This window comes from Dellaglioa sp. L3N (genome assembly GCF_054941095.1).
Map to the genome: position 1 here is coordinate 1,041,630 of NZ_CM142928.1, position 24,973 is coordinate 1,066,602.

Sequence of the window (24,973 nt, forward strand, 5' to 3'; positions counted from 1 at the left end):
TTGCTTTTAGATGTATTTAACAAAAAAGATTGAAGCCAAAAACTCGCTTCAATCTCATTCTTTTAAATCAACTAATCAGAACAATCGATTAAGTGATTATTTTTTCATTTTTGCTTCTTCAACTGCTGAATCAGCTAATTCATCAACAACTTTTTTGATAGCAATATCATGTTTAACCATATCGTCTGAAAGAGCAGAACGAACTGCATCTTCTTCCATCCCATATTGTTCTGCTAAGTTTGAAATTTCAGCTGAAACTTCTTCGTCTGAAGGTTCAACTTTTTCAGCAGCAACGATAGCTTCTAACACAAGGTTTGTTTTAACGCGACGTTCTGCGCCTTCTTCAAATTGTTTGTGTAAGTCATCTTCAGATGTTCCTGTCAATTGGAAGTACATCTTTGTATCAATTCCTTGTTGTTGCATGTTTGCAAGGTATTGATCCATTTGACGATGAACATCTTCTTCAATCATTGAGTTAGGAATTTCATCTACTTTAGCATTATCAACTGCTAATTCGATTGCAGCATCTTGAATGGCTTCTTTTGCTGTAGCTTCTTTTGCTTCTTTAATTTGATCTTTTGTTTTTGCTTGTAATTCTTCAAGTGTGCTAACTTCTTCATCAATATCTTTAGCAAATTCATCATCCATTTCTGGAAGTTCTTTGCCTTTGACTTCATGAACTTTAACAGCGAATATTGCTTCTTTACCGCGTAAGTCTTCTGCTTGGTAATCTTCAGGGAATGTAACAGTTACGTCAACATCTTCTCCTGCTTTATGCCCAACTAATTGGTCTTCAAATCCAGGAATAAATGAGTTTGAACCTAATTCAAGAGTATAATTTTCTGATTTACCACCATCAAATGCAACACCATCAACTTTACCTTCAAAGTCAATAATAACCGTATCGCCAGAAACAGCTGCTTCGTCTTCTTTAAGCACAAGTTCTGCTTGTTGTTGACGTTTTGCTTCTAAGTTATCTTCAACGTCTTTTTTTGTTACTCGACGTGATTGTTTAGGTACAGTCAAGCCTTTGTAGTCACCTAATTCAACTTCTGGTTGAAGTGTCACTTTAGCTTTAAGTACCCATGTAGAATCTTTTTCTAAGCTGTCAATGTTAATATCAGGTTGATCAACTGGTGATACTTTAACTTCTTCAAGTGCCTTTTCGTATGCTTCAGGCAATAAGATATTTAAAGCATCTTCGTATAATGATTCTTCACCATACATTCTGTTAAATACTTGACGTGACACTTTTCCTTTACGGAATCCAGGAACAGTTAAATCTTTCTTAACTTTCAAGAAAGCTTTTTCTAATCCTTCTTTAATTTTATCAGTTTCAATTTCGAATGTGATTTCTCCATTGTTTTTACCTGTTTTTTCAAATTTTGCTGACATTGTTTTCCCTCCGATAGAACAAAAATTTTATATTCGTACTATTTATATACTTGTCTATTTTACCGTATCATTACTAGATTGTAAATGATTATAAAAAAAAATTCAGAAAGCAAAAGCTTTCCGAATTTCTTATTTTTAATTTAATTAAAAATTAATCGTCAATTTCTGAAACAACTCCGGCACCAACAGTACGGCCACCTTCACGAACAGTAAATTTAAGACCTTTTTCAATAGCAACTGGGGCGATTAATGAAACTGTAAATGTAACGTTATCACCAGGCATAACCATTTCTACGCCTTCTGGCAATTCAATAACACCAGTAACATCAGTTGTATGGAAGAAGAATTGAGGACGGTAGTTTGAGAAGAATGGAGTATGACGTCCACCTTCTTCCTTAGAAAGGATATAAACTTCGCCTTTGAATAATTTATGAGTTTTGATTGAACCAGGTTGGGCAAGAACTTGTCCACGTTCAATTTGTTCGCGATCGATACCACGGAGTAAAGCACCAACGTTATCGCCGGCTTCACCTTCGTCAAGTGTCTTACGGAACATTTCGATACCTGTAACTGTTGTTTTAAGAACATCATCATGTAAACCAACAATTTCAATATCGTCTCCGACTTTAACTGTACCACGGTCAATACGACCTGAAGCAACAGTACCACGACCAGTAATTGTAAATACATCTTCAACTGGCATCAAGAATGGTTGGTCTGTAGGACGAACTGGTGTTGGAATGTATGAATCAACAGTATCCATTAACAATTCAACTTGTTTTACAGCTTCTGGATCGCCTTCAAGGGCTTTAAGAGCTGAACCACGGATAACAGGAATATCATCGCCTGGGAAATCATATTCGCTTAATAATTCACGAACTTCCATTTCTACAAGGTCTAATAATTCTTCATCATCAACCAAATCAGTTTTGTTCAAGAACACGATAAGGTAATCAACACCAACTTGGCGAGCAAGTAAGATATGTTCACGTGTTTGAGGCATAGGGCCATCAGTTGCAGCAACAACTAAGATAGCACCATCCATTTGTGCAGCACCAGTGATCATGTTTTTAACGTAATCAGCATGTCCTGGAGCATCGATATGTGCGTAATGACGTGCAGCTGTTTCGTATTCAACATGGGCAGTATTGATAGTAATACCACGTTCACGTTCTTCAGGAGCGGCATCGATTGAAGCGAAATCTGCTGCTTCACCGAAACCTTTGTCTGATAATACTTTACTGATTGCAGCTGTTAAAGTTGTCTTTCCGTGATCGACATGTCCGATAGTACCAATATTAACATGGGGTTTTGTTCGTTCGTAATGTTCTTTTGCCATGAATAAGAGCCTCCTAATGTTTTTGTAAGAATAAAACAGTTTTAGAAAATCTAACCCTGATGATTCTTTGTTTTTATTATACTACTTCCCCATTAAATAACAAAATACAATGTTATTTAATTAAAGAAGAATCCTTAAAATATTATATAGACTGTTTAGAGTTTTGTAAATACCTATTTAAAGAATACTGAAACTTTTTATCTCGTCTTAAAATAACCTGGTTAAATCTACACTCATACAACTAATCTAAGCAGAATTTTTGGATTCTTTATTAGAATATCATAGATTATTAAAAACGGCTAGCCTTACCTATTATTAATTCATTATTTCAGTTAATTCCTTTGAAAGGAGTTGATTCAATTCAATCATATTTTTTAAATCATCAGTCCTTTTAAAAGTAGATGCAATGCCTAGTTCGCTCTTTACTAGCTCAATCCACTCTTCTTCGACACCCGCAAATTTATCTGCGAAAGGATACATCATCCCTAATTTTAAATTTAACATATGATTCAATGATTTATTTAATTGGACGTCAATAGAGCCATCTTCATTTTTAGTTAATTGATTAATTTTCCGAAGAACAGGTTCATTTTCATTTGCGATCAAATTTTTCATTTCAATTTTTTTCTGTATCCCATCAATCCACAAATAATCTATTGCACCAAAAGTATTAGGGATACTTTGAACTTCTTGTAACAAACTTGATTTGATAATTGGATGCACGTCTTTATCCATAAATATATTTTGACAAGCAGTTAAAAATTCTTTTTTAGGTAATTCTAATCCACTCTGCACAATTTGCTGCTGCCCAAAGAAATCAACGGCTCCTAAATGTGAGAATTGTCGCTCATTTTGTCGCAGTTGCTTATCAAACTTTTCACGATAATCATTTTCAGCACTTTCAACGATTGGCATTGCAAAAGATTGTGACTTAACTAATTGCCAAGCTCGAATAAATTTATTATTTTTCAATAAAACAGTTAAATAAACAGCAAATTGATCCCCTCGTTTTAAGTAATCACTGTAAAATTCATCAGCAATCGTTAATGCCTCCTCAAATTGAGCATCTAAAATTAACGCATTCACTAACAATTTATTTGTTTTAAAACTCCGATGACCCGCATAATTTTTTGTAAAAAGTTGTGTAGCTAACTGGTAATCTTTATCTTCTATCGCTTTTTTTGCCAACTGATAATTTTGTTTTTCTTGGTCGGGAAACGGAATGATTTCTGCCATAATATCCTCTATTTATTTCTAAAAAAAGAGATAACAACATTTGTGTTATCCCTTTTTGATTATTTTTCACTACTTTTTGCATCACTTGTTTTAACTTCTTTAGGTTGAGCTGGTTTTCTGTGATATTGATTAATTTCCATAATTACAGGCAAAATAACTGGACGTCTTTTTGTCTGTTCATATAGAAAATGACTCATTTTTTCACGAACATCTTGTTTCAAGTGTCCCCAGTCAAATTCTTTATTATTTAAATTATCTTGTACTGTCTCTGAAACAATTTCAGCACTTTTTTCAATTAAATCAAGACTTGTTTTTGTATAAACAAAACCTCTCGATGTAATTTTAGGTTTATTGATAATTTTTTTCTTTTTGCGGTCAATTGTCACAACTGCAATAAAAATACCATCTTCAGAAAGAATTTTACGATCTCTCAAGACAATGTTACCAATATCGCCAACACCAATCCCATCAATCATGGTATTACCTGCTTCAACTTGTGATCCTAAATTCATTTTACCATCTGAGTAACTTAAAACGTCACCTTTACCAGTAATGAAAATATGATCATATGGCATCCCTAAAACATGTGCCAAATCAGCATGTGCTGCAAGTAACCGGTATTCACCTTGAATAGGTACCAAATATTTTGGTTGCATTAAATTAATCATTAATTGTAAATCATTTTGCCCAGCATGTCCTGATGAATTTAACTCATCAGAAATAGCTTTTACATCAGCTCCAGCACGATAGATAAGATCTTTTGTCTTGGCAACATTCGTTTCCATTGCTTTTGACGTTGTTGTCGTAATAAAGACAAGATCTCCTTCATGAATGTTAATAGCTGAATGTTGGTTCAAAGCCATTCGTTGTAATGATTTTAGGGGTTCGCCCATCTTACCTGTTTCCAATATAATGAGTTGATCATCATCATATTTACTGATATCGCTCATCGGAACAATCACGTTTTCATCAGGTAAAATCAATTTGTTCAAATTCATAGCCGTTTTAACGATTTTTTCGACATCATGGCCAGTTAAGATGACTTTACGATGACTTTCATTAGCGGCATTTAAAATTTGTTGTACGCGTAATATATTCGATGCAACGCAGGCGACGATAATCCGTCCTTTTTGATATTCAAAAGTTTCATTGATATATTCGTCTATTGCACTTTCATTAACTGTTGGAAATGGATTTTCAGCATTAGCTGAGTCACTCAACAATGCCAAAACCCCATTTTTACCAATTTCGGCTAAACGGCCAAAATCTGTTTGATAAGCTGGTACTGCAGCTTGATCAAACTTAAAGTCCCCAGTGTACACAATTTGTCCTTCATCAGTACCCAAAACAATTCCCAATGATTCAGGAATTGAATGCGTTGTTTTAAAAAACGAAATCGTTGTTTTACCAAAATCAATTTCAGTTTGATCATCAACCACATGGAAGTCGTTAAACTTACTTGCTTTAGGGTCACTTTCAATATTAAGTTTTGCTAGAGCAATCGTTAGCTCTGATCCAAAAACAGGCACATCAAATTCACTCACGAAATAGGCCAAGGCACCAATTGCATCCGCATGTCCATGTGTTAAGAAAACACCAACAATGCGATCTTTATTTTCTCTTAAATAACTAAAATCAGGAATCACAATATCAATACCCAATAAGCCATTTTCTGGATACATTAACCCAGAATCAAAAATAAATAAATCTTCGTCCACTTCAACAACGTACATATTTTTACCATTTTCTCGAACGCCACCAAGTGGAATTATTTTAACTTTACTCATTACTTCACCTCTTACGTATTTTATATTTTTAATGTTTCTATTAGTTGCTTTGTTTCATTTTCAGTTAATGCTTGGATTGGTAATCGACACCCGCCGACTAAAATACCTTGATTATTTAAAGCAGCTTTGGCTGGACCAGGCGATGGAAAAGCAAAAAGGGCAGCCATTTTTGGCGTCAACTCTCTTTGGATATTCCCCGCAAGTTTAATGTTCCCGTCTAATACCGCTTGATACATGTTTGTCATTTCAGTACCAAAAATATGACTTGCAACGGAGATAACCCCATTTGCCCCAATCACTTTGGCGCTTAGACTGTCAGTATCTTCACCCGTATAAACAAGAAACTCATCTGGCGTTTGGTCAACAATATTACTCAAGTTTTCACTACCAGTACAGTCTTTAATACCAATGATATGCGGATTGGCAGACAATTTCACAATAGTCTCAACCGTCATAGTAACACCGGTACGACCTGGAATATTATAAATAAAGATAGGTAACTTCGTTTCATTTGCAATTGCTTCAAAATGCGCAATCATCCCTTTTTGATTAGGCTTATTATAATATGGCACGACAACTAAAGCCGCATCAACACCAGAAATACTAGCAACTTCATTTGTGAAATCAATTGTTTCCATCGTATTATTTGATCCAGTCCCTGCCATGATAGGCACTCTACCGTTAACAAAAGCAACCGTTTTTTTAATTAAATTAAGCTTTTCAGCATCCTTTAATGTTGGCGACTCACCAGTAGTCCCATTTACCAAGATACCTTTTGAACCCGTCAAAATTAAATGTTCAATTAATTTTTCTAAGCGCTCTTCGTCCACTTGGTTCTGATCATTGAATGGCGTTACCATTGCAGTCATAATATCTACATTTTCAAACATCAGATTAACTCACTCCTTTCGTTATTATTTTGGAACTCTTAATAAATTTAATTCATGTAATTTTTCAGCAATTTGAACTGAATTCCAAGCAGCACCTTTTAATAAGTTATCTGAAACAACCCATAATTGGAATGCATTATCTTGTTCCAAATCTGCTCTAACTCGGCCAACAAATGTTTCTTTTTTACCCGTAGCGTTGATTGCTTGTGGGTATATTTGATGTTTTGGATCATCTTGTAAGATAACACCAGGCGCATCTGAAAGAACATTTTGAAGTTGTTTAACAGATGCATCATGACTCTCAATTTCAAACCAAACAGACTCTGAATGACTGACAACAACTGGTACACGGACACAAGTTGCCGTTACTTGGATAGCTTGGTCAGACATAATCTTCTTTGTTTCATGAATCATTTTCCATTCTTCATGTGTATAGCCGTCAGTCTCTTCAAAAACATCAATTTGAGGTAGCGGATTAAAAGCAATTGGATAATGCTTTTTATCGCCAGAAGCCGGTAAAATATTGGCTTCCATTTCTTCACCATTGAGGTAAGCTTGCGCTTCATCTTTTAATTCTTGGATAGCTAAGTTTCCAGCCCCACTAACGGCTTGCATCGTTGTAACAACAACTTTTTTCAAGCCATAAGCTTTACGGATTGGCTCTAGCGCAACCACCATTTGAATTGTTGAACAATTAGGATTAGCAATTAAACCTTTATGTTCATAAAGGGCTTGCTCATTAACTTCAGGAACTACCAATGGTACATCTGGATCCATTCTAAATGCACTCGTATTATCTACAACAACTGCACCACGTTTAATGGCCTCTGGGGCAAATTTTTTCGATACGCCACCACCAGCAGAAAATAAAGCCAAATCAACGTTCTCAAAAGAATCAGGTGTTGTTTCTTCTACGATAACAGCCTGATCTTCTTTAAATTTTAATACTTTTCCTGCAGAACGTTTAGATGCCAAATATTTGATGCTAATGATGGGTAAACTCGTTTCCTCAAGCATTTGAATCATTCTTGTTCCAACGGCGCCTGTAGCGCCGACTACTGCAACTCTATATCCGTCCATTGAAAAAAACCTTCTTTTTCTTTATTTGAATCTTAATTATACCATAAAATTTATGAACGTTTTACATTTAGCTCACTTCTACTAGACTTATCTTAATTTTTAAAATAAAAAAAGCAAAACTCCTATTAAGAGTTTTGCTTTTAGTTTTAACGACGAAGACCTAAGCGTTGGATCAATTCACGGTAACGTTGAATATCTTTGTTACGTAAATATGCTAAAAGGTTACGACGATGTCCGATTTTCTTCATCAAACCACGTTGTGAAGCGAAATCTTTCTTATGAACGCCAATATGTGCATTCAATTCGACGATATCTGCAGTAAGTACAGCGATTTGTACTTCAGCAGAACCTGTATCGCCTTCTTGACGAGCATATTCTTTCATAATTTCTGTTTTCTTTTCGTTTGTAATTGCCATTAGTGTTTCCCACCTTTCTGAATCTAAATGCCTAAAACCGAGTAAGTCGTCGGTGAGACGTCAACAAACTCAGTTAAAGGTTAATTGGAACAAACCTAACTTTACTAAAATTTATAGCATAATGCAAGCTTTTTGTTACTTTCAATCGTTACCGATTACTATCAAGTAAAAATCCTTTACAAGTTTTCATTGCATTAACTAATTTGGTTAGGTATAATAATGGTTGTTGAAATATTTGTTGAGAACCAATAAGGTGATCATGATAAGTGGAGGTGACTTAAATGCCAATTATTCAATCTGCAATTAAACGTGTAAAAACGAATGAAAAAGCAAACGTTAAAAATGCTGCTCAATTAAGCACAATGCGTACTGCTGTAAAGAAATTTGAACAAGCTAAGACTGCTGGTGCCGATAACGTAGATGCTTTATACAAAGCTGCTATTACTGCAATCGACAAAGCACATTCTAAAGGTTTGATCAAAGAAAACAAAGCTGCTCGTGATAAGTCTCGTATGGCTGCTCGTTACGCTAAATAAGTTTTCAAAAAAGTCCTAGTAGATGAATAGTCTACTAGGACTTTTTTTGTCTTATGCATTAACTCGATTAATTTGAAGCATAAATAATGAAAATAACCCTTCTTGATCCTGTTGCGTCGTTTTCATTGTTTTTTCTAAGTTAACTAACGCTAAATAAATTTTTCGTAAATCATTTCGCTTAAATTTTTTTACTTTTTGAAGTGCTAATTTAATCCGATAAGGATGTACTTTTAAAACACTAGCTAAATCCCCTTGCGAATAGCCTTTATCTTGTAACACTTTTACTTGCAATAATAATCTAAATTGTCCGAGTAATATCGCATTTATTTTAATAGGTGCTTCATTCTGCAAAATTAAATCATGATATAAAGTTACCGACTTTTCAATATTATTTGCAATAACAACATCTACTAAATCAAATATATTTTGTTCTAAAGTTTTTGAAATTAAACTTTCAACAGATGACAACGTAATTCGATGTGTCTCAAAATTATACAAAAATAATTTGGGTAACTCATTCATAATCGTTGATAATTTTGCATTTGTTCTTTCTAAAAATAAATCTAACGCATCTTTATCTATTTCAAAAGACTTATTCGCCATTTCTTGAACAATAAATTGACGCGTTGCATGCTCATTCAAAGGTTGATTGTCAATCATTAAACTAGACTTTTTAAGGACTTTATTAATTTTTTTACGCCCATCTAATTCCTTATAGGGTGCCAATATAACCAAAATACTAGTTGGCTCTGGATGAGCTAAATAATCCAAAAATCCATTAATATCATGTTCAATTTTACTTTTTTTAGTATCTGATGTGAGAAAAATAGGATTTTGAATAAAAATAAGGCGCTTATCACCAAAAAAAGGAACAGACATCGCATCATCTAATGCTTTAGCCAAAGGAACTTCTTCCATATCATACTTACCCAAATTCATCGTTCTCTCTTCTTCAGGTATCAAATCAGTAAATGCTTTTTTTACATCTTCCATCAAATAAGTTTCATTTCCCAATACGAGGTTTATCGGTTTCACATTTTCAAGGGATAATGATGAAATAATTGTTTGTGAATTCATATTTATCAACTCTTTTCATTGTTAAAAACTTCAATTTTTTCTTTAGAATTCTGAAACTGACTAATTTTTATCATACCATGCTCTGCTGTACTAACAAATGGCACCCGATATTTTTTTAAAGTATCCAGTGTTTCTTTATGCGGATGGCCATATCTATTATTCTTTCCAGCAGAAATCACAGCTAAATCTGGTTTAATATGAGCAACGAATAATGGATCAGTTGCTGTCTTACTCCCATGATGCCCTGTTTTAAGAATAGACACGTGCAAATTAGGATATTTTTGAATAACCTTTTTTTCACCTGCTCGATCCAAATCACCAGTAATCAGATAATTGCGTTTTCCAATTGACCCTAGCAAAACAAGTGAATCCTCATTTTTTCCTGCACCAGCAGCAAACGGATGCAACACCATTAAACTGGAATCATATTTTTTACTTGCATCCGTCATAGGTATCAATACCTTAGGTGGCCGAGTCGACTGAATTTTTTTAATAAATTGTGGTAATTGCTCCATTCCAGACGGAACAATCATCTTATCAACCGTAATTTTGGTTAAAATGGAAGGGAAATTACCGATATGATCCGCATCTTGATGTGTTAAATATAAACAATCTAAATGGGTAATACCTTTACTGAGTAAATAATTAGCAATAACCCGCTCACCAGAAGTTTGATACTCTTTTCTAGTTCGCCAATCATCCATTTTAAAATGCACTTTCCCACCAGTATCTACCAATGTAATTTGTCTATTAAATGGTTTTCTTATTAAGGTGGAATCCCCTTGTCCAATATCAAAAAAGACAACTTCTTGTCGAATTGGAAAGTGAATCCATAAAAATATCCCTATATATAAGCTAATAAGCATTATCCAACGTCTCATACTCGACTGACGTAGAAAACAGCCAAGAGAACAAACTAAAAGCAAAGCACACATATATAAATTCGGTTTACCAAAGGTTATTGTCAACGGTAAACGCGCCAATTGATCACAAAAACCAATAAACGCACTTAATATGTGATTTATGACATCAGTTGCATATGGAAAATGGTGCCCAATTAGCCCACCAAGAATCACAATTGGCAGAATTAAAAACTCAAAAATAGGGATAATAAAGATACTGAGCACAACCGATAAAACATGCCACTGGTAAACATTGAACAAAACAAAAGGTAAACTAAATAAATTTAACCAAACACCTGATTCAAGATTACTTTTATTTCCCATGAAAATTAATAACAGCGACATTAAATAACTAAGTTGTCCACCAAATGTAGCTAGCAACTGTGGTTCAATCAATAACCCAAGTAGTAAAGCAAGACACCAAACGACAATCCCTTGGACCGGCTTACCCATTAATTCACAAACAATTTGAACCATACACATAAAAATTGCACGTCGTAAACTACTTGATTCTCCTGCGATAACTAAATAACACGGCAATAAGAAAAGTAAGCCACGATTCATGGTTTCTCGTGGAATGAATAGCCAATTTCCTAACATCCCTATTAGCATGACAAAATAATACACATGCAAACCTGATAAACAAAATAGATGAATTAACCCTAATTGCCTTATTGACGCTAATTCTTGGTTGAAGTCCTGTGTTTTTTCGCCAATTATCAAGGCATTTAAAAACTTATCTAACGGATGCGATAACGAATCAAAATAACTTTTTAAGTTCGCACGTATTTCATGCAATTTGTTCAATCCAGTCGCAATTGAAAATTTTTTCTGATCTTTTATTTGACTGTTAATCTTTACAACTGTGACATTATTATAAATAGATTTTGTTCGCATAAAACTTTGATAATCAAATTCATTTTCGTTTGTTGCTGACTTCATCGCCTGAATTTTAATGTCACTATTAATAAGTTGCGTTTGTTTATTTTGCTTAATTTTATCAAGCTCATCTTGTGACTTACAGCTATAAAAGCCATGAACTTTTTGAGAATCAGAAATTATCTGGCCTTCAAAGCTGACCAAATCTCCATTAATTGAATAATCATCAGGATAAATTTTTATCATGACCTGGCTGACTTCTTTTTCAACTAAAACCTGTTGCCGAACTTCTTTCGCATTAACGTAAAAATAAATACCAAAAATCAGCATACAAATAACACACATATAAAGCGTTATGGGTCGTTTTAAGGCAATCATTCGGATACAAATAATACTAGCAAATATAAGCCAAATAAGACTAAATGTTATCACCCATAGACTGCTTATTCCGACAAGGACTGTCACAAAAAAGAGATCAACTGCTTCAATTGATTTTATTCGGAAAAGATTTTATTCAGAACAATTTCTTCAATATAATTTTTATCAACTTTTACCTGTTCAAAACGAACATTATTTCTTTCTAATAATGAAATAGCGTAATCATCATTATGGTAATTACGTAAATAATGTATTTTCTTAATACCGGCCTGAAGGAGCATTTTTGTACACTGTAAACAAGGAAAATCTGTTACATAGATTTCTGAATTATCTGTTACTGAACCAAATTTTGCACACTGTAAAATGGCATTCATTTCTGCATGAATCGTGCGCACACAATGACCATCAACAAGATAACAGCCTTCATCTATACAATGTACATCGCCTGAAACAGCACCATTATAGCCACCCGCAATGATACGCTTATCTCTGACAAGTATTGCGCCAACAGATAGTCTTTCACATGTACTTCTTAATGATAGTAATGCTGCTTGTGTCATGAAGTATTGATCCCAAGGAATTCTATTATCAGACATTTTATGCATTTCCTTCTTTCATTTTTTTATAGTATATCAAAAATAGGTCTCTAAAAAAAGTTAGACTGCTAATGAGTCTTTAAGACTTTCAAACGTTTTGTCACCAATACCGCCAACTTCTTTTATTTCATCCGTTGTTTTAAACGATTGATGTTCTTCTCTATATTGTAAGATTTGTTCTGCTTTTTTTGGTCCAATTCCTGTCAATTCTTGCAGTTGTTCTTTTGTTGCGGTATTTAAATTAACCGTTGAATCACTAGCCGGCTTTTCCTTAGTGTCTGTATCTGAACTGGATTCTATCCCTCCAACAGAAGACGGCTGTACATTGCTATTCGACGCTACAGTTGCTTTTATTTCTCCTTTTGCCGGAACATAAATTACCATCTCGTCCGTCACTTTTTGAGCTAAATTAATCTGTTTCTGGTCCGCACTAGATAAAAATCCCTCAGCTAAATCAATCCCCTGACTAATTCTCATCCCCGTTTTCATTGTATAAATACCCGGTTTTTTTACATTTCCCTTAATATCAACAACAATCTTACCAACATTTGCAGGCTCCGAGTGACTTGAAACGGTCTTTTTCGAACTAGACGCCACACTATCCACATTAGCCAGCGTCATATCATTAGTGACACTACTTTTATGTTGCGTCACTAACAAATAAATACCTAACAAAATGACAGCTAACGCACAAATAAGGATCATTTTTCGATGTTCAATTCAACTATTTTTTATTTTATCCATTTTTTTCACCCCTTTCACCTCTTAAATACGCAAAAAAACGAATCTCATTGGACTGAGATTCGTTTTATTTTGTTTTTTCTAAATAATGCCGTGCATCATCAAAAGTTTTAACAGGAATAACTTTCATTTTTGTGCCAATTTGCTTGGCCGTTTTCTTTGCTAATTCATAATTATTTAAAGCATCTGGGTCATTTTTGAGCTCTGCTTTAGAAAGCTTATTATCAGGTGCGAAAAAGAGTTTGGCGTGTTCTTTATCAGCAGCAACAATTTTTTTATCAATGCCACCAATATCACCAACTTCGCCATCAGCAGACATCGTTCCAGTTCCAGCAATTGTCCGATTATGTCGAATATCAGTTTTCGTTAACTGCGAATAAATTTGTAACGTAAACATTAATCCACCAGAAGGACCACCTAACGATACTACATTCGCCTTAACCGGTATGCTCGTTTTGACATCCGTTTTATTGATTAAAGTGATTCCTAAACCAGGTGTCTTACCTTTATCCAACGGTATTAATTTCTTCGTAACCTTTTTTAAAACACCATCACGCCTAAATGTAACAGTCGTTTTTGCCAACTCTTTTTTAGATTTAATATAAGTGATAAACCCTTTTTCACTAGCAAACTGCTTGCCATCAATAGCAGTGATGACATCCCCAGGCTTAAGATCATGGTAGAAATTAGATTTAGTCAACACTGACATAACATAAACACCTTGAAATTTTAAGGACACTTTTTCGTTAGCCGCCTTAAAAGCAACAAACTTAGCCTGATTAATTGAGTCTATCATATAATATTTTTGAAGCATATTATACGCTTCATTTGAACTGCCACCAGTCACATCTTCTTGCTTCAAAATCTCATTATACTTACCAAACAACCGACTATATAAAAGTGTCAAAGGCCTGGCCTTTTGAACATAAACCGTTGTCAGTAAGAAATCGCCCTTTTTATGATCTTTTTTGTTATTCACAACTAAGTGACTACCAACTGATTCCGCCGTACCAGGCGATTCAATATAATATGGCAATGGCACTGACAGCAAAATTATAAAGATAGCTATGCCCAAATAAGTAAAAATCCAGCGTTTATATCGTGCCCAAAAAGACTTATTTTTCATGACGTTTTTCAATCATAGCTGTTTTAACATGTTCAGGTACCATCTTTGTAATATCACCATCAAACTTAAAAATTTCTTTCATTAAACTTGATGAAACATGCGCAAATTTAGGACTTGCTAACATTAATATCGTTTCAACTGTGTTATCTAATTCTTTATTCATCAATGCAATATCTTTTTCATATTCAAAATCTGCCGTATTTCTGGCACTACGAATAATTATTTTTGCAGATAAATCATGCATTAAATTAATCGTTAAGTCAGACTCAACAGCAACTACTTCCACATTAGGTAATTTAAAAACAGACTCACTAATTAAATCTACCTTTTCACTAGCTGTAAACATAGCTTTTTTACTGGTATTTGTCATTACTGCGACAATCACCTTATCAAAAATCTGACTTGAACGAATGATAATATCTAAATGTCCATTAGTTAATGGATCGAAACTTCCTGGAAAAACGGCATTCATTTTAGTTCTCCTTTTGATAAATGGTTACCTGAGTAATACCATAATCTTGTCTTCTAAATAAATTAAAGCCAGAAATATCATCAGGTAACTTAGCATATTGATCTGTTTCACAAATAATTAAAGCACGTTCATTTAATAACGCATTATTTTCTAACTTTTGAATCGTATCAATAATTTCTTGCGTCTTGTAAGGTGGATCTAAAAAAACGACATCAAAAGATTCTTTACCTTTTAAAAGGCCAATAGCCTTATCGGCATCTTGTTTATACACGGTAAATTTATCGTCTTCTTTTGTAACCGCAATATTGTCATTAATTGTTTTGATTGCTTGATATTGTCTATCAATTAAAACAGCATGCTCAATTCCTCGAGAAACTGCCTCAATACTTAAGCCACCACTCCCTGCAAATAAATCTAGCGATTTACCGCCATCAAAATAAGGACCAATAATATTAAACATTGATTCCTTAACTTTATCGGTTGTGGGTCTCGTTGCCATACCTGGGACCGCTTTTAATTTTCTGCCACCATATTCACCAGCAATTATTCGCATAATTTTTTACTCACTTTTATTTTTAAATTTTTCTTGATCTTCATCCGTTAACTTAAATGCTTTTTCACCCATCCGTGATCCAAAATCCATATCAATATCAGGACGATGAGAGACTTCTGTTTTTTTAACGAATTTCAAATTTTGAATTTTTTTGACTGTCTCGGGAAGGTCTTCTTGATTCATATATATCACAACATATTTCATTTTCTTTGAAATATACTGAATAATGCCAAATCGTTTTAACTGCTTAATTTGTTTCATATGATATAAAAAGACAATAACACCTTGTCTTTTTTGAATAACTAATTTGATATCATTTTCTTCATCAGGCATTTAACTGCGACCTCCTTTTTATTTACTATTTAATAATTCTTTTTTTCTTAAAGCTGATATGCTTAAAACCAATCCAATACAGAAACTAAGAATAAGCATACTTGAGCCACCATAACTAAGAAATGGGAATGTTACACCCGTGATAGGCAGCATCCCTGTTACACCACCCACATTGAAAACCGTTTGTACTGTCATAAACATCGCAATTCCGTAACAACAAAGTGTATGGAAGGTGTCCTTGCTTTTAGACCCAATAAAAATAATTCGGCCAATCATCCCGAAAAATAATAGTAAGATGAAAATTACCATCACTAAACCCAGTTCTTCACCCGTAATTGATAAAATGAAATCAGTATAAGCTTCGGGTAAGTACCCTCGCTTTTGAATACTATTCCCTAGTCCAACACCAAAAATCCCACCATTACTGAGCGCATAATATGAATTTACTAACTGTTGCCCACTAGATTGCTTATATTTAAATGGATCACTAAAAGACTCGAAACGGCTAGCCATATAAGCTAACGGACCACCAGCATTAGGCGAAACAGATTTTAATTTCGATAACAGCAGGACTAAGCCACCCATCCCTCCAACGGAAATCAGTGACGTAATCCCAATTGAGTACCCACTCGCCAAAATAATAAGGATAACCACACTAAGATTAATCATAAATCCACCAACATCTGGTTCAATTAAAATTAGAAATAAAGGTAATCCCACTGTGAGTCCATACATCATACGGCGTTTATATCTATTGTCGTAACTTAATTCTTTGTTTTCACGAAAAGCAACTTGTTGAGACATAAATAAGACCAAAAAAATCTTACTTATTTCTGCAGGTTGAACGTTAAAAAGACCCAGATTAATCCATCCTGCCGCACCATTAACCGTTTTACCACTAACCACTACGTATAAAAGGGCACTAATGGATACCAGACCAAATAACATTATAAATCCGGAACTCTTAAAAAAATTAAGTTTCATTGCATACACAAATAAGGCAACTAATAAACCCAAGATAGCAAAAAGTAACTGCTTTTTTAAATAGGTTGTTGGATCACCACCAGCCATTTGAACTTTATATGAACTAGCCGAATAAACCATTACTACACCAATTCCCGATAATATAATATAAGGAATAAAAATAAAATAATCAAGATATTGTAATTTTTGTACCATTCTTTTTAAAATTTGCATTTTCAATCCAACTTATTTCTTCATTTTTTCAAATTTAGCATTAAAGTGCCCATTTAAAACTGACTCAAGATCCTTGATCAGTTTCTTACCCGTTTTCTCTTCAATGAGCTCACACTTTACTACAAAATCTACTTCACGAGAAAAACCGAATAATTGCGTGTCAATCACTTCTTCAAATGCAGGACAACTTAATAAACACAGCGTGTCTCGTTGTTTATTGACAAGATTTTTTATTTTATCTGCATCTTCTTGTAAAACAGTCATCACATCTTCTTTAGAAATGTTGTTTTTCATCGGTTTTCTCCTCTCGTAACTTTTAATAGTATACCATACTACCGCTTATCATAAATTAAAAAAAGAGTTAAAAATGAACTTAATCATTTTTAACTCTTTTTTTAATTATGCTTTTTTAGAATCTGTTTTATGTTGTTTTTGAGCTTTTTCACGCATATTTGTATTCAAAATACGTTTACGTAAACGAAGATTATTTGGTGTGATTTCCAATAATTCATCGGTGTTCAAGAATTCCAATGATTCTTCAAGTGTAAGAATAGTTGGTTTCTTAATTGAAGCTGTTTGATCTTTATTAGCAGAACGAACATTACTCATAGCTTTACCTTTAGTAATATTTACAGAAATATCACGTTCACGGCTACTTTGACCAACGACCATTCCTTCATAAATATCAGTAGTTGGTGTTACATAAATCGTTCCACGTTCTTCAATACTCATAATTGAATATGTTGTTGCTTTTCCGGAATTGATTGAAACTAATGCGCCATTACGACGACCAGGTTCCCAGTTGCGGATAACAGGTTTGTATTCAGAGAAAGTATGGTTCAAGATACCATATCCACGAGTCATTGAAAGGAATTGTGAATCATATCCAATTAAACCACGTGTAGGAGCTGAGAATGTTAAACGTGTTTGACCGTTATTACCAGTCTCCATGTTAATCATTTCACCCTTACGTTGAGCCATTGTATCGATAACACCACCAGAATATTCATCAGGTGTATCAATTTGGACACTTTCAAAAGGTTCTTGCATCTTACCATCAAATTCACGATAAATAACTTCTGGACGTGATACTTGAATTTCAAAATCTTCACGACGTAACGTTTCGATTAAGATTGATAAATGTAATTCTCCACGACCTGAAACAACCCAAGCATCAGGAGAATCTGTATCTTCAATTTTCAATGAAACATCAGTATGCAATTGTAATTTAAGACGATCTTCCATCTTACGAGCAGTAATGTTTTTACCATCTTGTCCAACAAATGGTGAATCATTCGTTCTGAATGTCATTTGAAGTGTAGGTGGATCAATACGCAATAATGGTAAAGCATCTTGATGATCAGTTGGTGTTACAGTTTCACCAACGAAGATGTCATCCATCCCTGAAACAGCAATCAAATCACCGGCTTTAGCTTCTTCAATCTCAACACGGTCTAAACCGAAGAAACCGAAAAGTTTTGAAACACGGAAATTTTGAACTGAGCCATCAAGTTTAATAACAGAAACTTGATCACCAACAGCGATTTTGCCACGGAATACACGGCCAATACCAACACGACCAACATATTCATTATAATCCAACATTGACACTTGGAATTGTAATGGTTCGTCACTGTTATCAATTGGTGCAGGAATTGTATCGATGATTGTTTTGAAAACATCATCCATAGAATGTTTTTGTGTTTCAATATCTGGATCCATACTTGATGTACCGTTATAAGCACTAGCATAGATAACAGGGAAATCAAGTTGTGATTCATCAGCGCCCAACTCAATAAACAAATCAAGAACTTCATCAACAACTTCTTGTGGACGAGCGCCCATACGATCAATTTTGTTGATAACAACAATAGGTACTAATTGTTGTTCTAAAGCTTTTTTCAAAACAAAACGTGTTTGTGGCATTGTTCCTTCAAAAGCATCAACGACAAGTAAAACACCATCAACCATTTTCATGATACGTTCTACTTCACCACCGAAATCGGCATGTCCAGGTGTATCCAAAATGTTAATTTGTTTGTCGCCAACTCTAACAGCAGTATTTTTTGATAAAATAGTAATACCACGTTCTTTTTCAATATCATTTGTATCCATAGCACGGTCACTAATTTCTGAATGGCCGTCCAATGTATCTGATTGTTTTAATAATTCATTAACTAAAGTCGTCTTACCGTGATCGACATGGGCGATAATCGCGATGTTACGAATGTCATCTCTTGTTTTCAAGTTTGTTCTTCCTTTCGTTGGAGCCTTAATATTTTTACGAATAATAACTACAGTTCACTATTATAGCAGACAATTAACACACTTACTAAAAGTTTTCATACTTTTTCATAAATAAATCGCATAAAAAAACTGCGACTTGTTAGTCACAGCCACAACGCGATTCTACTAAAAACTATTGAGCAGTTTTAAAATGTCCTCTTGTGCGTTTTCCGTTGCTATTAATACATCTGCTGATTGTAACATATCAAGCTCTGTACCGTCAATTGTTTTCACCGTGATACCAAGAGTTTCTGCCAATATTTTACCAGCCGCAAAATCCCATGGTTTCAAGTGAGAAACGTACCCAATTTCTTGTCCACGTAAAATATGAACGAACTCAATCCCTGCACTACCGTATACTCTAGCACCAGAACTGTGCTTAACGATTGTTTGTAGGTGTTTGTAATCCATCATTAACATTGGTGAACTGCAACCTAATAAGCCATCCTTAAGCGATGTATTTTCAGGTTTTTCAAGTTTGTTTTCATTTGCAAAAACACCGGTATCTGGGCCACCCGAATACAAAACGTTATTCATAACGTCCATGATAAATCCCAATTTTCCAATACCATTTTCATAAATACCAATCATAATTGCAAAATGATCCTTCTGTTTAACAAAATTCATTGTGCCATCGATAGGATCAACAATCCAAACGTTCCCCTCTAGATTTGTGACATCATCCCCAAATCCCTCTTCACCAAGAATTTTTGCTTTTGGATCAAATGCTCTAATTTTACTGACTAAAAATTTTTCGGTTTGCTTATCCATATTCGTGACAAGATCCACTCGACTACTTTTTGTCTCGACAGACAATGGATCTCCGAATGCTAAAATAATATTTTCACGTGCTTCCTTTAGCCAACTTTTAACTTGACGATTAACTTCATCAATGTTCAAATCTTTCAGCTCCTTAGTTGATTAATTTTAATTATATCTCTTGTACTTTCCCTTGCAAATTTGATTGTCCGGTAGATACTAAACCCTGATTCATCTTCGTAAGCTCTGCCTAACTGTTTTTCTTCCATTTTAGACGGAACAATTTTTTTGAACTCGCGATAGTTATAAAGTAATTCTTCGCGATCAACACCTGTGGAATTTGCTAATTCTATTGCTTTATAGAATTCACTAACAGAAATGATATCCTCGGTAGTCCAATGTGACTCTAATGGGTAACTAATTTTATTATTCATAGGTTAAACTCCTCTTATTTGCTAACGTATTTTTCTCATTTTAATCTATAACTCATTAAAGCACTAGACTTAAAATTAATTTATTTTATTATTTAAGATTCATTTTACAGCAATCTTGTAAAAACTAAAAGAATGAAACATGCCACCAATTTTCAAAACCCCACAGTATGATTATTTTATGCTACAATATACGGTAGAATATTAATTTGGAGGTATTATTTTGATTAAAATTACAATGAAAAACATCATTCGTGAAGGCAATCCCATTTTACGAGCTCGCTCAAGCGAAATGACTTTTCCGCTTTCAGATGATGATAAACAATTAGCACATGATTTAATGGAATTTCTAGAAAATAGCCAAGATGAAGAAATAGCTAAAAAATACCATCTACGTGCCGGTGTTGGTCTAGCTGCACCACAATTAGCCATCTCTAAACGAATGACTGCTGTTCTAATCCCTGGACCAGAAGGTGAAGAACCCACACTTAAACAAGTCTTAATCAATCCAACTATTTTAAGTCAATCAGTTCAAGTTGCTGCACTTTCAGAAGGTGAAGGCTGTTTGTCAGTTGATCGAGACGTCCCTGGTTACGTTCCCAGAGCCGATCGAATCACCCTTCGTTATTTCGATCTCGAAGGTACTAAGCACAAGATTCGCTTAAAAAATTATGAAGCAATCGTTGTTCAACATGAAATCGATCATTTAAATGGTATCCTATTCTTTGATCATATTAATGATGACAAACCTTTTGCAATACCAGATGACGCTGTCATGCTTGAATAATCATTGAAAAAAAGTTCCTTCAATAAATTGAGGGAACTTTTTTATTTGCCTTAAAACAAACTATACTTTCTTTAAATCTTTAGTGTACAAAATGGTTTCTTCATTAGCTAAGTAAGCAACGTCTAAATGTAAGATACCCTCTAGATACCAGAGATCTGTCACTTCAAACGCCGTTTTAGCCTCCGCATTTTTTTTAACAAAAGTCATTTTTTCAAATTCTTCAAATAAATCCAAAAAGTTTTTTCTTATTTTTTCAATCTCTTTTTTTGAAGGATCCTTCATTTTAAATTGATACTCAAATACCATAACTTTTTTGCCCCAAACTTTTGAAACAATTTCCGTCACTTTTAAAAGCCCTGAATCAATCCCATACCCATTCTCCTGAAGATGATTCAAAGCAAATTTAACCGCAGCATCAGTTATGTTTTTGCTTTCATTTTTAAAAACAGTAATCCGTCTATTTCTCTTTAATCGACCATAATTAAGAATGATACTAACAATTAGAACGATTACAATAATTATCTTCACTATCATCCACATATGAAATACCACGCTTTCTTATGCCATAATTTTCTATAATTATACCATGTCTATTAAAATTTATCCTTTATAAGCCCATTGAGGTCTTACAATTCTATACTTAAATAATAATATATGATAAAATATAAATTATATGTTGTGCAAACAACCCCCAGTTCGGTTTCTAATTTTCATTCCAAATCATTTTAAGCAAAATGATATCAATTAATTTAAAGGAGTTTTACACATGATTTTTAAAGTTTATTATCAAGAAACACAAGATAGAAATCCACAAAGAGAAGAAACAAAGTCACTTTTCCTTGAAGCAGGTTCTGAAATTGAAGCTCAAAGTATTGTTGGTCACCAAACAACACATAACATTGAATTCATCGAAACATTATCAGAAAAAGCTTTAGCATACGAAAAGGAAAATCCGGCTTTCAAAATGACGGAGTTTTCTGAATGAAAAAGATAAATGTTAAAAATAACGAAACTGGTGTTTTCGCAGTCGGTGGTTTAGGTGAAATTGGTAAAAACATGTATGGTGTTCAATTTCAAGATGAAATCATTATCGTCGATGCGGGCATTAAGTTTCCGGAGGATGAATTATTAGGAATTGATTACGTTATTCCTGATTTTCAATACCTAGTTGCCAATCAACAAAAAATTAAAGCATTAGTTATCACCCATGGTCATGAAGATCATATTGGTGGTATCCCTTACTTATTAAAACAAATTAACGTACCGATTTATGCTGGCCCCTTGGCTTCCGCATTAATCAAAGGAAAATTAGAAGAACATGGGTTACTTGCCACAACAGAAATGCATGAAATTGATGAAGATACTGTTCTTAAATTCAGAAAAACAAGTGTGTCTTTCTTTAGAACAACTCATTCAATTCCAGATACCTTAGGTGTTGCAATCAAAACGCCGTCCGGTAACATTGTAGTCACTGGGGACTACAAATTTGATCTGACACCTGTTACTAATCAGCCGCCTAACCTTCAAAGAATGGCCCAACTTGGTGCTGATGGTGTCCTCTGTTTACTATCTGATAGTACAAATGCTGAAATTCCTAATTTCACAAAATCAGAAAGATTTGTTGGGAAATCAATTCGTCGAATTTTTGAAAAAGGTGAAGGTCGGATTATATTCGCTACTTTTGCATCAAATATTTCTCGAGTTCAACAAGCTGCTGAAGCTGCCGTTGCCAAAGGTCGTAAAATTGCCGTCTTCGGACGTAGTATGGAAGCTGCAATTGTCAACGGTCGTGAATTGGGCTATTTAAACATTCCAGATGACGCTTTAATCGATGCACGCGATATCAACTCATTGCCTGCAAACGAAATTTTGATTCTATGTACTGGTTCACAAGGCGAACCAATGGCTGCACTTAGCCGTATCGCTAACGGAACTCATCGCCAAGTTTCCATTCAACCTGGCGATACCGTTGTCTTCTCAAGTTCACCAATTCCTGGTAACACAATTAGTGTTAACCACGTTATCAACGAACTTTCAGAAGCTGGTGCAACGGTTATTCATGGTAAAATAAATAACATCCATACTTCTGGTCATGGTGGCCAAGAAGAACAAAAATTAATGCTTAGCTTGATGAAACCTAAGTACTTCGTCCCTGTCCATGGTGAATATCGAATGCTTAAAATTCACACGGGCTTAGCTGAACAAATTGGTGTGCCAAGAGAAAACAGCTTCATCATGGAAAATGGTGATGTTTTAGCTTTAACGAGTGATTCTGCTAGAATTGCTGGTCACTTTGAAGCTGACGATATCTATGTTGATGGTTCAGGTATCGGCGATATTGGTAGCACTGTGTTAAATGATCGACAAGTTCTTTCTGAAGAAGGTCTTGTCGTAGTCGTGGCAACAATTGACATGAAGAAACATGAAATTCAAGCAGGACCTGATTTATTATCACGAGGATTTGTCTACATGCGTGAATCTGGCGAATTAATTAACCAAGGTCGCCGTCGCTTATTCCGTGTCATGAGTCGCTTATTGAAAAACGATAAAATTACGGAAGCCATGATCAATGATGCAATTGTTGATGACTTACAAAAATTCTTATATGAACAAACTGAACGTAAACCAATGATTTTACCAATGTTAGTGATTGTTTAACGAAAAAGGACAACATTTATTTCAGAATGTTGTCCTTTTTTTGTGCAATCACAAAATTAAACTGGCGTTAACGCAATTTTGTCTTTAAATTTTTATAGATTTTAGTTATACTTGTTTAGTGTCTCATTAAGGAGGGAAGCTCATGCATCAGTATTTTATTGTTGTCAACGAATCTGCTGGAAGCGGTCATGCTAAATCAGTTTGGCAATCCATCAAAAAAGTTTTAGTAACACAACAAATCAATTTTAATGCGCATTTAACAAAATATACTGGTCATGCTTCCCTTTTAACGGAAAATTATGCCAGACACTATCAGCCTGAAATAAATAATACTCATATTATACTAGTCATTGGCGGCGATGGTACCTTAAATGAATGTATTAACGGCGTTAAAAACGCTGACACATTTGATATCCCTATTGCTTATATTCCCGCCGGATCTGGAAACGATTTTGCTCGAGGCGTTGGCATTCCTAAGTCACCACTAGTGGCACTTGAACAAATATTAAAGACAACTTCGCCTAAGTTATTAAATCTTGGCGTGCTACAAGAATTTTCACGTCATGAAAAGAAATACTTTGTTAATAATGTTGGCATCGGCTTTGATGCCCAAATTGTTAGCATCGCAAACCAATCAAGCTCAAAAAAAATATTAAATAAGCTCCATTTAGGCTCGCTTACCTACTTAAGTGCCTTGTTGAGCACCCTATCAAAACAAGGCTCATTTCCGGTGACCGTTCACGTTAATGGTCAGCGAAAATTCTATCAAAATGCGTTTCTTTTAACAACATCCAATCACCCCTACTTTGGTGGTGGCGTTCCAATCTTACCAATGGCGGATCCCGCTAAAAATAATTTAGATTTAATTATCATAGAAAAATCGAGGACCCTTAAATTACTCTATCTAGCTATTTTAATGTTTTCTGGTAGACATGTGACCCAAAAAGGGGTTCATCACTTTACATCGGATAAAATAAAACTTACCGTCAACTCTTTAGAATATGGTCAAATTGATGGTGAAGATTTAGGCACACGTTTCTTTGAAATCACCTATACGGTCTCATCGTATCCATTCTGGATTGCCTAAAAAAGCTTAATTACCTCTAATGAGATAATTAA

General features: G+C 34.4%; 26 protein-coding genes. 5 read left to right on the forward strand and 21 right to left on the reverse strand.

Annotated elements, in window-relative coordinates; all coding sequences use genetic code 11:
* Window positions 1–96: 96 nt before the first annotated feature.
* The 7 genes from tig to rpsO all read right to left on the reverse strand — a co-directional run bounded on the left by tig (window position 97) and on the right by rpsO (window position 8,143).
* Window positions 97–1,395 carry a trigger factor gene (gene tig / locus ACVPPR_RS05240; RefSeq protein ID WP_462297473.1) on the reverse strand — a complete coding sequence of 433 codons (1,299 nt, stop codon included), beginning with the start codon at window positions 1,393–1,395 and terminating at the stop codon, window positions 97–99.
* Window positions 1,396–1,546: 151 nt separating this feature from the next.
* The gene (gene tuf / locus ACVPPR_RS05245; protein ID WP_462297472.1) at window positions 1,547–2,734 is read right to left on the reverse strand and encodes an elongation factor Tu; all 1,188 of its coding nucleotides are present in this window, start codon (window positions 2,732–2,734) and stop codon (window positions 1,547–1,549) included.
* A 315-nt stretch (window positions 2,735–3,049) separates the two neighbouring features.
* Window positions 3,050–3,970 (reverse strand): hypothetical protein, encoded by a 921-nt coding sequence (locus ACVPPR_RS05250; RefSeq protein ID WP_462303811.1) that lies wholly within the window; start codon window positions 3,968–3,970, stop codon window positions 3,050–3,052.
* Window positions 3,971–4,029: 59 nt separating this feature from the next.
* Complete coding sequence (locus tag ACVPPR_RS05255; protein WP_462297470.1) at window positions 4,030–5,757, reverse strand: ribonuclease J; 1,728 nt, start codon at window positions 5,755–5,757, stop codon at window positions 4,030–4,032.
* A gap of 20 nt (window positions 5,758–5,777) precedes the next feature.
* Window positions 5,778–6,650 carry a 4-hydroxy-tetrahydrodipicolinate synthase gene (gene dapA, locus ACVPPR_RS05260; RefSeq protein WP_462304806.1) on the reverse strand — a complete coding sequence of 291 codons (873 nt, stop codon included), beginning with the start codon at window positions 6,648–6,650 and terminating at the stop codon, window positions 5,778–5,780.
* A 21-nt stretch (window positions 6,651–6,671) separates the two neighbouring features.
* A complete protein-coding gene (locus ACVPPR_RS05265) occupies window positions 6,672–7,727 on the reverse strand; it encodes an aspartate-semialdehyde dehydrogenase (protein ID WP_462303812.1) in 1,056 nt (351 codons plus the stop codon).
* Between the two features lie 146 nt (window positions 7,728–7,873).
* Complete coding sequence (rpsO, locus tag ACVPPR_RS05270; RefSeq protein WP_462297468.1) at window positions 7,874–8,143, reverse strand: 30S ribosomal protein S15; 270 nt, start codon at window positions 8,141–8,143, stop codon at window positions 7,874–7,876.
* Between the two features lie 281 nt (window positions 8,144–8,424).
* Between rpsO and rpsT the strand changes: the two genes are divergently transcribed.
* On the forward strand, window positions 8,425–8,679 hold the full coding sequence (gene rpsT / locus ACVPPR_RS05275) for a 30S ribosomal protein S20 (RefSeq protein ID WP_409022404.1): 255 nt from the start codon (window positions 8,425–8,427) through the stop codon (window positions 8,677–8,679).
* Window positions 8,680–8,730: 51 nt separating this feature from the next.
* Here the strand turns inward: rpsT and holA are convergent, their stop codons facing one another.
* The 13 genes from holA to ACVPPR_RS05340 all read right to left on the reverse strand — a co-directional run bounded on the left by holA (window position 8,731) and on the right by ACVPPR_RS05340 (window position 20,412).
* Window positions 8,731–9,756: a DNA polymerase III subunit delta gene (holA, locus tag ACVPPR_RS05280; RefSeq protein ID WP_462303813.1), complete on the reverse strand. Its 1,026-nt coding sequence runs from the start codon at window positions 9,754–9,756 to the stop codon at window positions 8,731–8,733.
* 5 nt (window positions 9,757–9,761) lie between these two features.
* Complete coding sequence (locus ACVPPR_RS05285; protein ID WP_462303814.1) at window positions 9,762–11,915, reverse strand: DNA internalization-related competence protein ComEC/Rec2; 2,154 nt, start codon at window positions 11,913–11,915, stop codon at window positions 9,762–9,764.
* Window positions 11,916–12,031: 116 nt separating this feature from the next.
* The gene (locus ACVPPR_RS05290; RefSeq protein WP_462297464.1) at window positions 12,032–12,511 is read right to left on the reverse strand and encodes a ComE operon protein 2; all 480 of its coding nucleotides are present in this window, start codon (window positions 12,509–12,511) and stop codon (window positions 12,032–12,034) included.
* 60 nt (window positions 12,512–12,571) lie between these two features.
* Complete coding sequence (locus tag ACVPPR_RS05295) at window positions 12,572–13,216, reverse strand: helix-hairpin-helix domain-containing protein (protein ID WP_462303815.1); 645 nt, start codon at window positions 13,214–13,216, stop codon at window positions 12,572–12,574.
* Window positions 13,217–13,319: 103 nt separating this feature from the next.
* The gene (locus ACVPPR_RS05300) at window positions 13,320–14,378 is read right to left on the reverse strand and encodes a SepM family pheromone-processing serine protease (RefSeq protein WP_462303816.1); all 1,059 of its coding nucleotides are present in this window, start codon (window positions 14,376–14,378) and stop codon (window positions 13,320–13,322) included.
* Window positions 14,368–14,850, reverse strand: coding sequence for a pantetheine-phosphate adenylyltransferase (gene coaD / locus ACVPPR_RS05305; RefSeq protein WP_462297461.1), 483 nt, complete (start codon window positions 14,848–14,850; stop codon window positions 14,368–14,370). The genes ACVPPR_RS05300 and coaD overlap by 11 nt, the downstream gene beginning before the upstream one ends.
* A gap of 1 nt (window position 14,851) precedes the next feature.
* On the reverse strand, window positions 14,852–15,403 hold the full coding sequence (rsmD, locus tag ACVPPR_RS05310) for a 16S rRNA (guanine(966)-N(2))-methyltransferase RsmD (protein ID WP_462297460.1): 552 nt from the start codon (window positions 15,401–15,403) through the stop codon (window positions 14,852–14,854).
* Between the two features lie 6 nt (window positions 15,404–15,409).
* On the reverse strand, window positions 15,410–15,736 hold the full coding sequence (locus ACVPPR_RS05315; protein ID WP_462303817.1) for a YlbG family protein: 327 nt from the start codon (window positions 15,734–15,736) through the stop codon (window positions 15,410–15,412).
* 18 nt (window positions 15,737–15,754) lie between these two features.
* Window positions 15,755–16,933 carry an FtsW/RodA/SpoVE family cell cycle protein gene (locus ACVPPR_RS05320; RefSeq protein ID WP_462297458.1) on the reverse strand — a complete coding sequence of 393 codons (1,179 nt, stop codon included), beginning with the start codon at window positions 16,931–16,933 and terminating at the stop codon, window positions 15,755–15,757.
* Between the two features lie 12 nt (window positions 16,934–16,945).
* Window positions 16,946–17,227, reverse strand: coding sequence for a DUF1507 family protein (locus ACVPPR_RS05325; RefSeq protein WP_462297457.1), 282 nt, complete (start codon window positions 17,225–17,227; stop codon window positions 16,946–16,948).
* Window positions 17,228–17,332: 105 nt separating this feature from the next.
* Window positions 17,333–19,180 carry a translational GTPase TypA gene (gene typA, locus ACVPPR_RS05330; RefSeq protein ID WP_462297456.1) on the reverse strand — a complete coding sequence of 616 codons (1,848 nt, stop codon included), beginning with the start codon at window positions 19,178–19,180 and terminating at the stop codon, window positions 17,333–17,335.
* Window positions 19,181–19,345: 165 nt separating this feature from the next.
* The gene (locus ACVPPR_RS05335) at window positions 19,346–20,119 is read right to left on the reverse strand and encodes an inositol monophosphatase family protein (protein WP_462303818.1); all 774 of its coding nucleotides are present in this window, start codon (window positions 20,117–20,119) and stop codon (window positions 19,346–19,348) included.
* Between the two features lie 5 nt (window positions 20,120–20,124).
* Window positions 20,125–20,412, reverse strand: coding sequence for a UPF0223 family protein (locus tag ACVPPR_RS05340; protein WP_462297454.1), 288 nt, complete (start codon window positions 20,410–20,412; stop codon window positions 20,125–20,127).
* Between the two features lie 235 nt (window positions 20,413–20,647).
* Between ACVPPR_RS05340 and def the strand changes: the two genes are divergently transcribed.
* Window positions 20,648–21,196: a peptide deformylase gene (def, locus tag ACVPPR_RS05345; RefSeq protein ID WP_462304807.1), complete on the forward strand. Its 549-nt coding sequence runs from the start codon at window positions 20,648–20,650 to the stop codon at window positions 21,194–21,196.
* Between the two features lie 60 nt (window positions 21,197–21,256).
* Here the strand turns inward: def and ACVPPR_RS05350 are convergent, their stop codons facing one another.
* On the reverse strand, window positions 21,257–21,730 hold the full coding sequence (locus ACVPPR_RS05350) for a hypothetical protein (RefSeq protein ID WP_462297453.1): 474 nt from the start codon (window positions 21,728–21,730) through the stop codon (window positions 21,257–21,259).
* A 232-nt stretch (window positions 21,731–21,962) separates the two neighbouring features.
* Here ACVPPR_RS05350 and ACVPPR_RS05355 point away from each other — a divergent pair, with 232 nt between their 5' ends.
* From ACVPPR_RS05355 to ACVPPR_RS05365, 3 genes are all read left to right on the forward strand, one after another.
* Window positions 21,963–22,181 carry a DNA-directed RNA polymerase subunit epsilon gene (locus ACVPPR_RS05355; RefSeq protein WP_462297452.1) on the forward strand — a complete coding sequence of 73 codons (219 nt, stop codon included), beginning with the start codon at window positions 21,963–21,965 and terminating at the stop codon, window positions 22,179–22,181.
* The gene (gene rnjA / locus ACVPPR_RS05360) at window positions 22,178–23,854 is read left to right on the forward strand and encodes a ribonuclease J1 (protein ID WP_462297451.1); all 1,677 of its coding nucleotides are present in this window, start codon (window positions 22,178–22,180) and stop codon (window positions 23,852–23,854) included. Before ACVPPR_RS05355 ends, rnjA begins: the two co-directional genes overlap by 4 nt.
* A 142-nt stretch (window positions 23,855–23,996) precedes the next feature.
* Complete coding sequence (locus ACVPPR_RS05365) at window positions 23,997–24,941, forward strand: diacylglycerol/lipid kinase family protein (protein ID WP_462297450.1); 945 nt, start codon at window positions 23,997–23,999, stop codon at window positions 24,939–24,941.
* Window positions 24,942–24,973 lie beyond the last annotated feature (32 nt).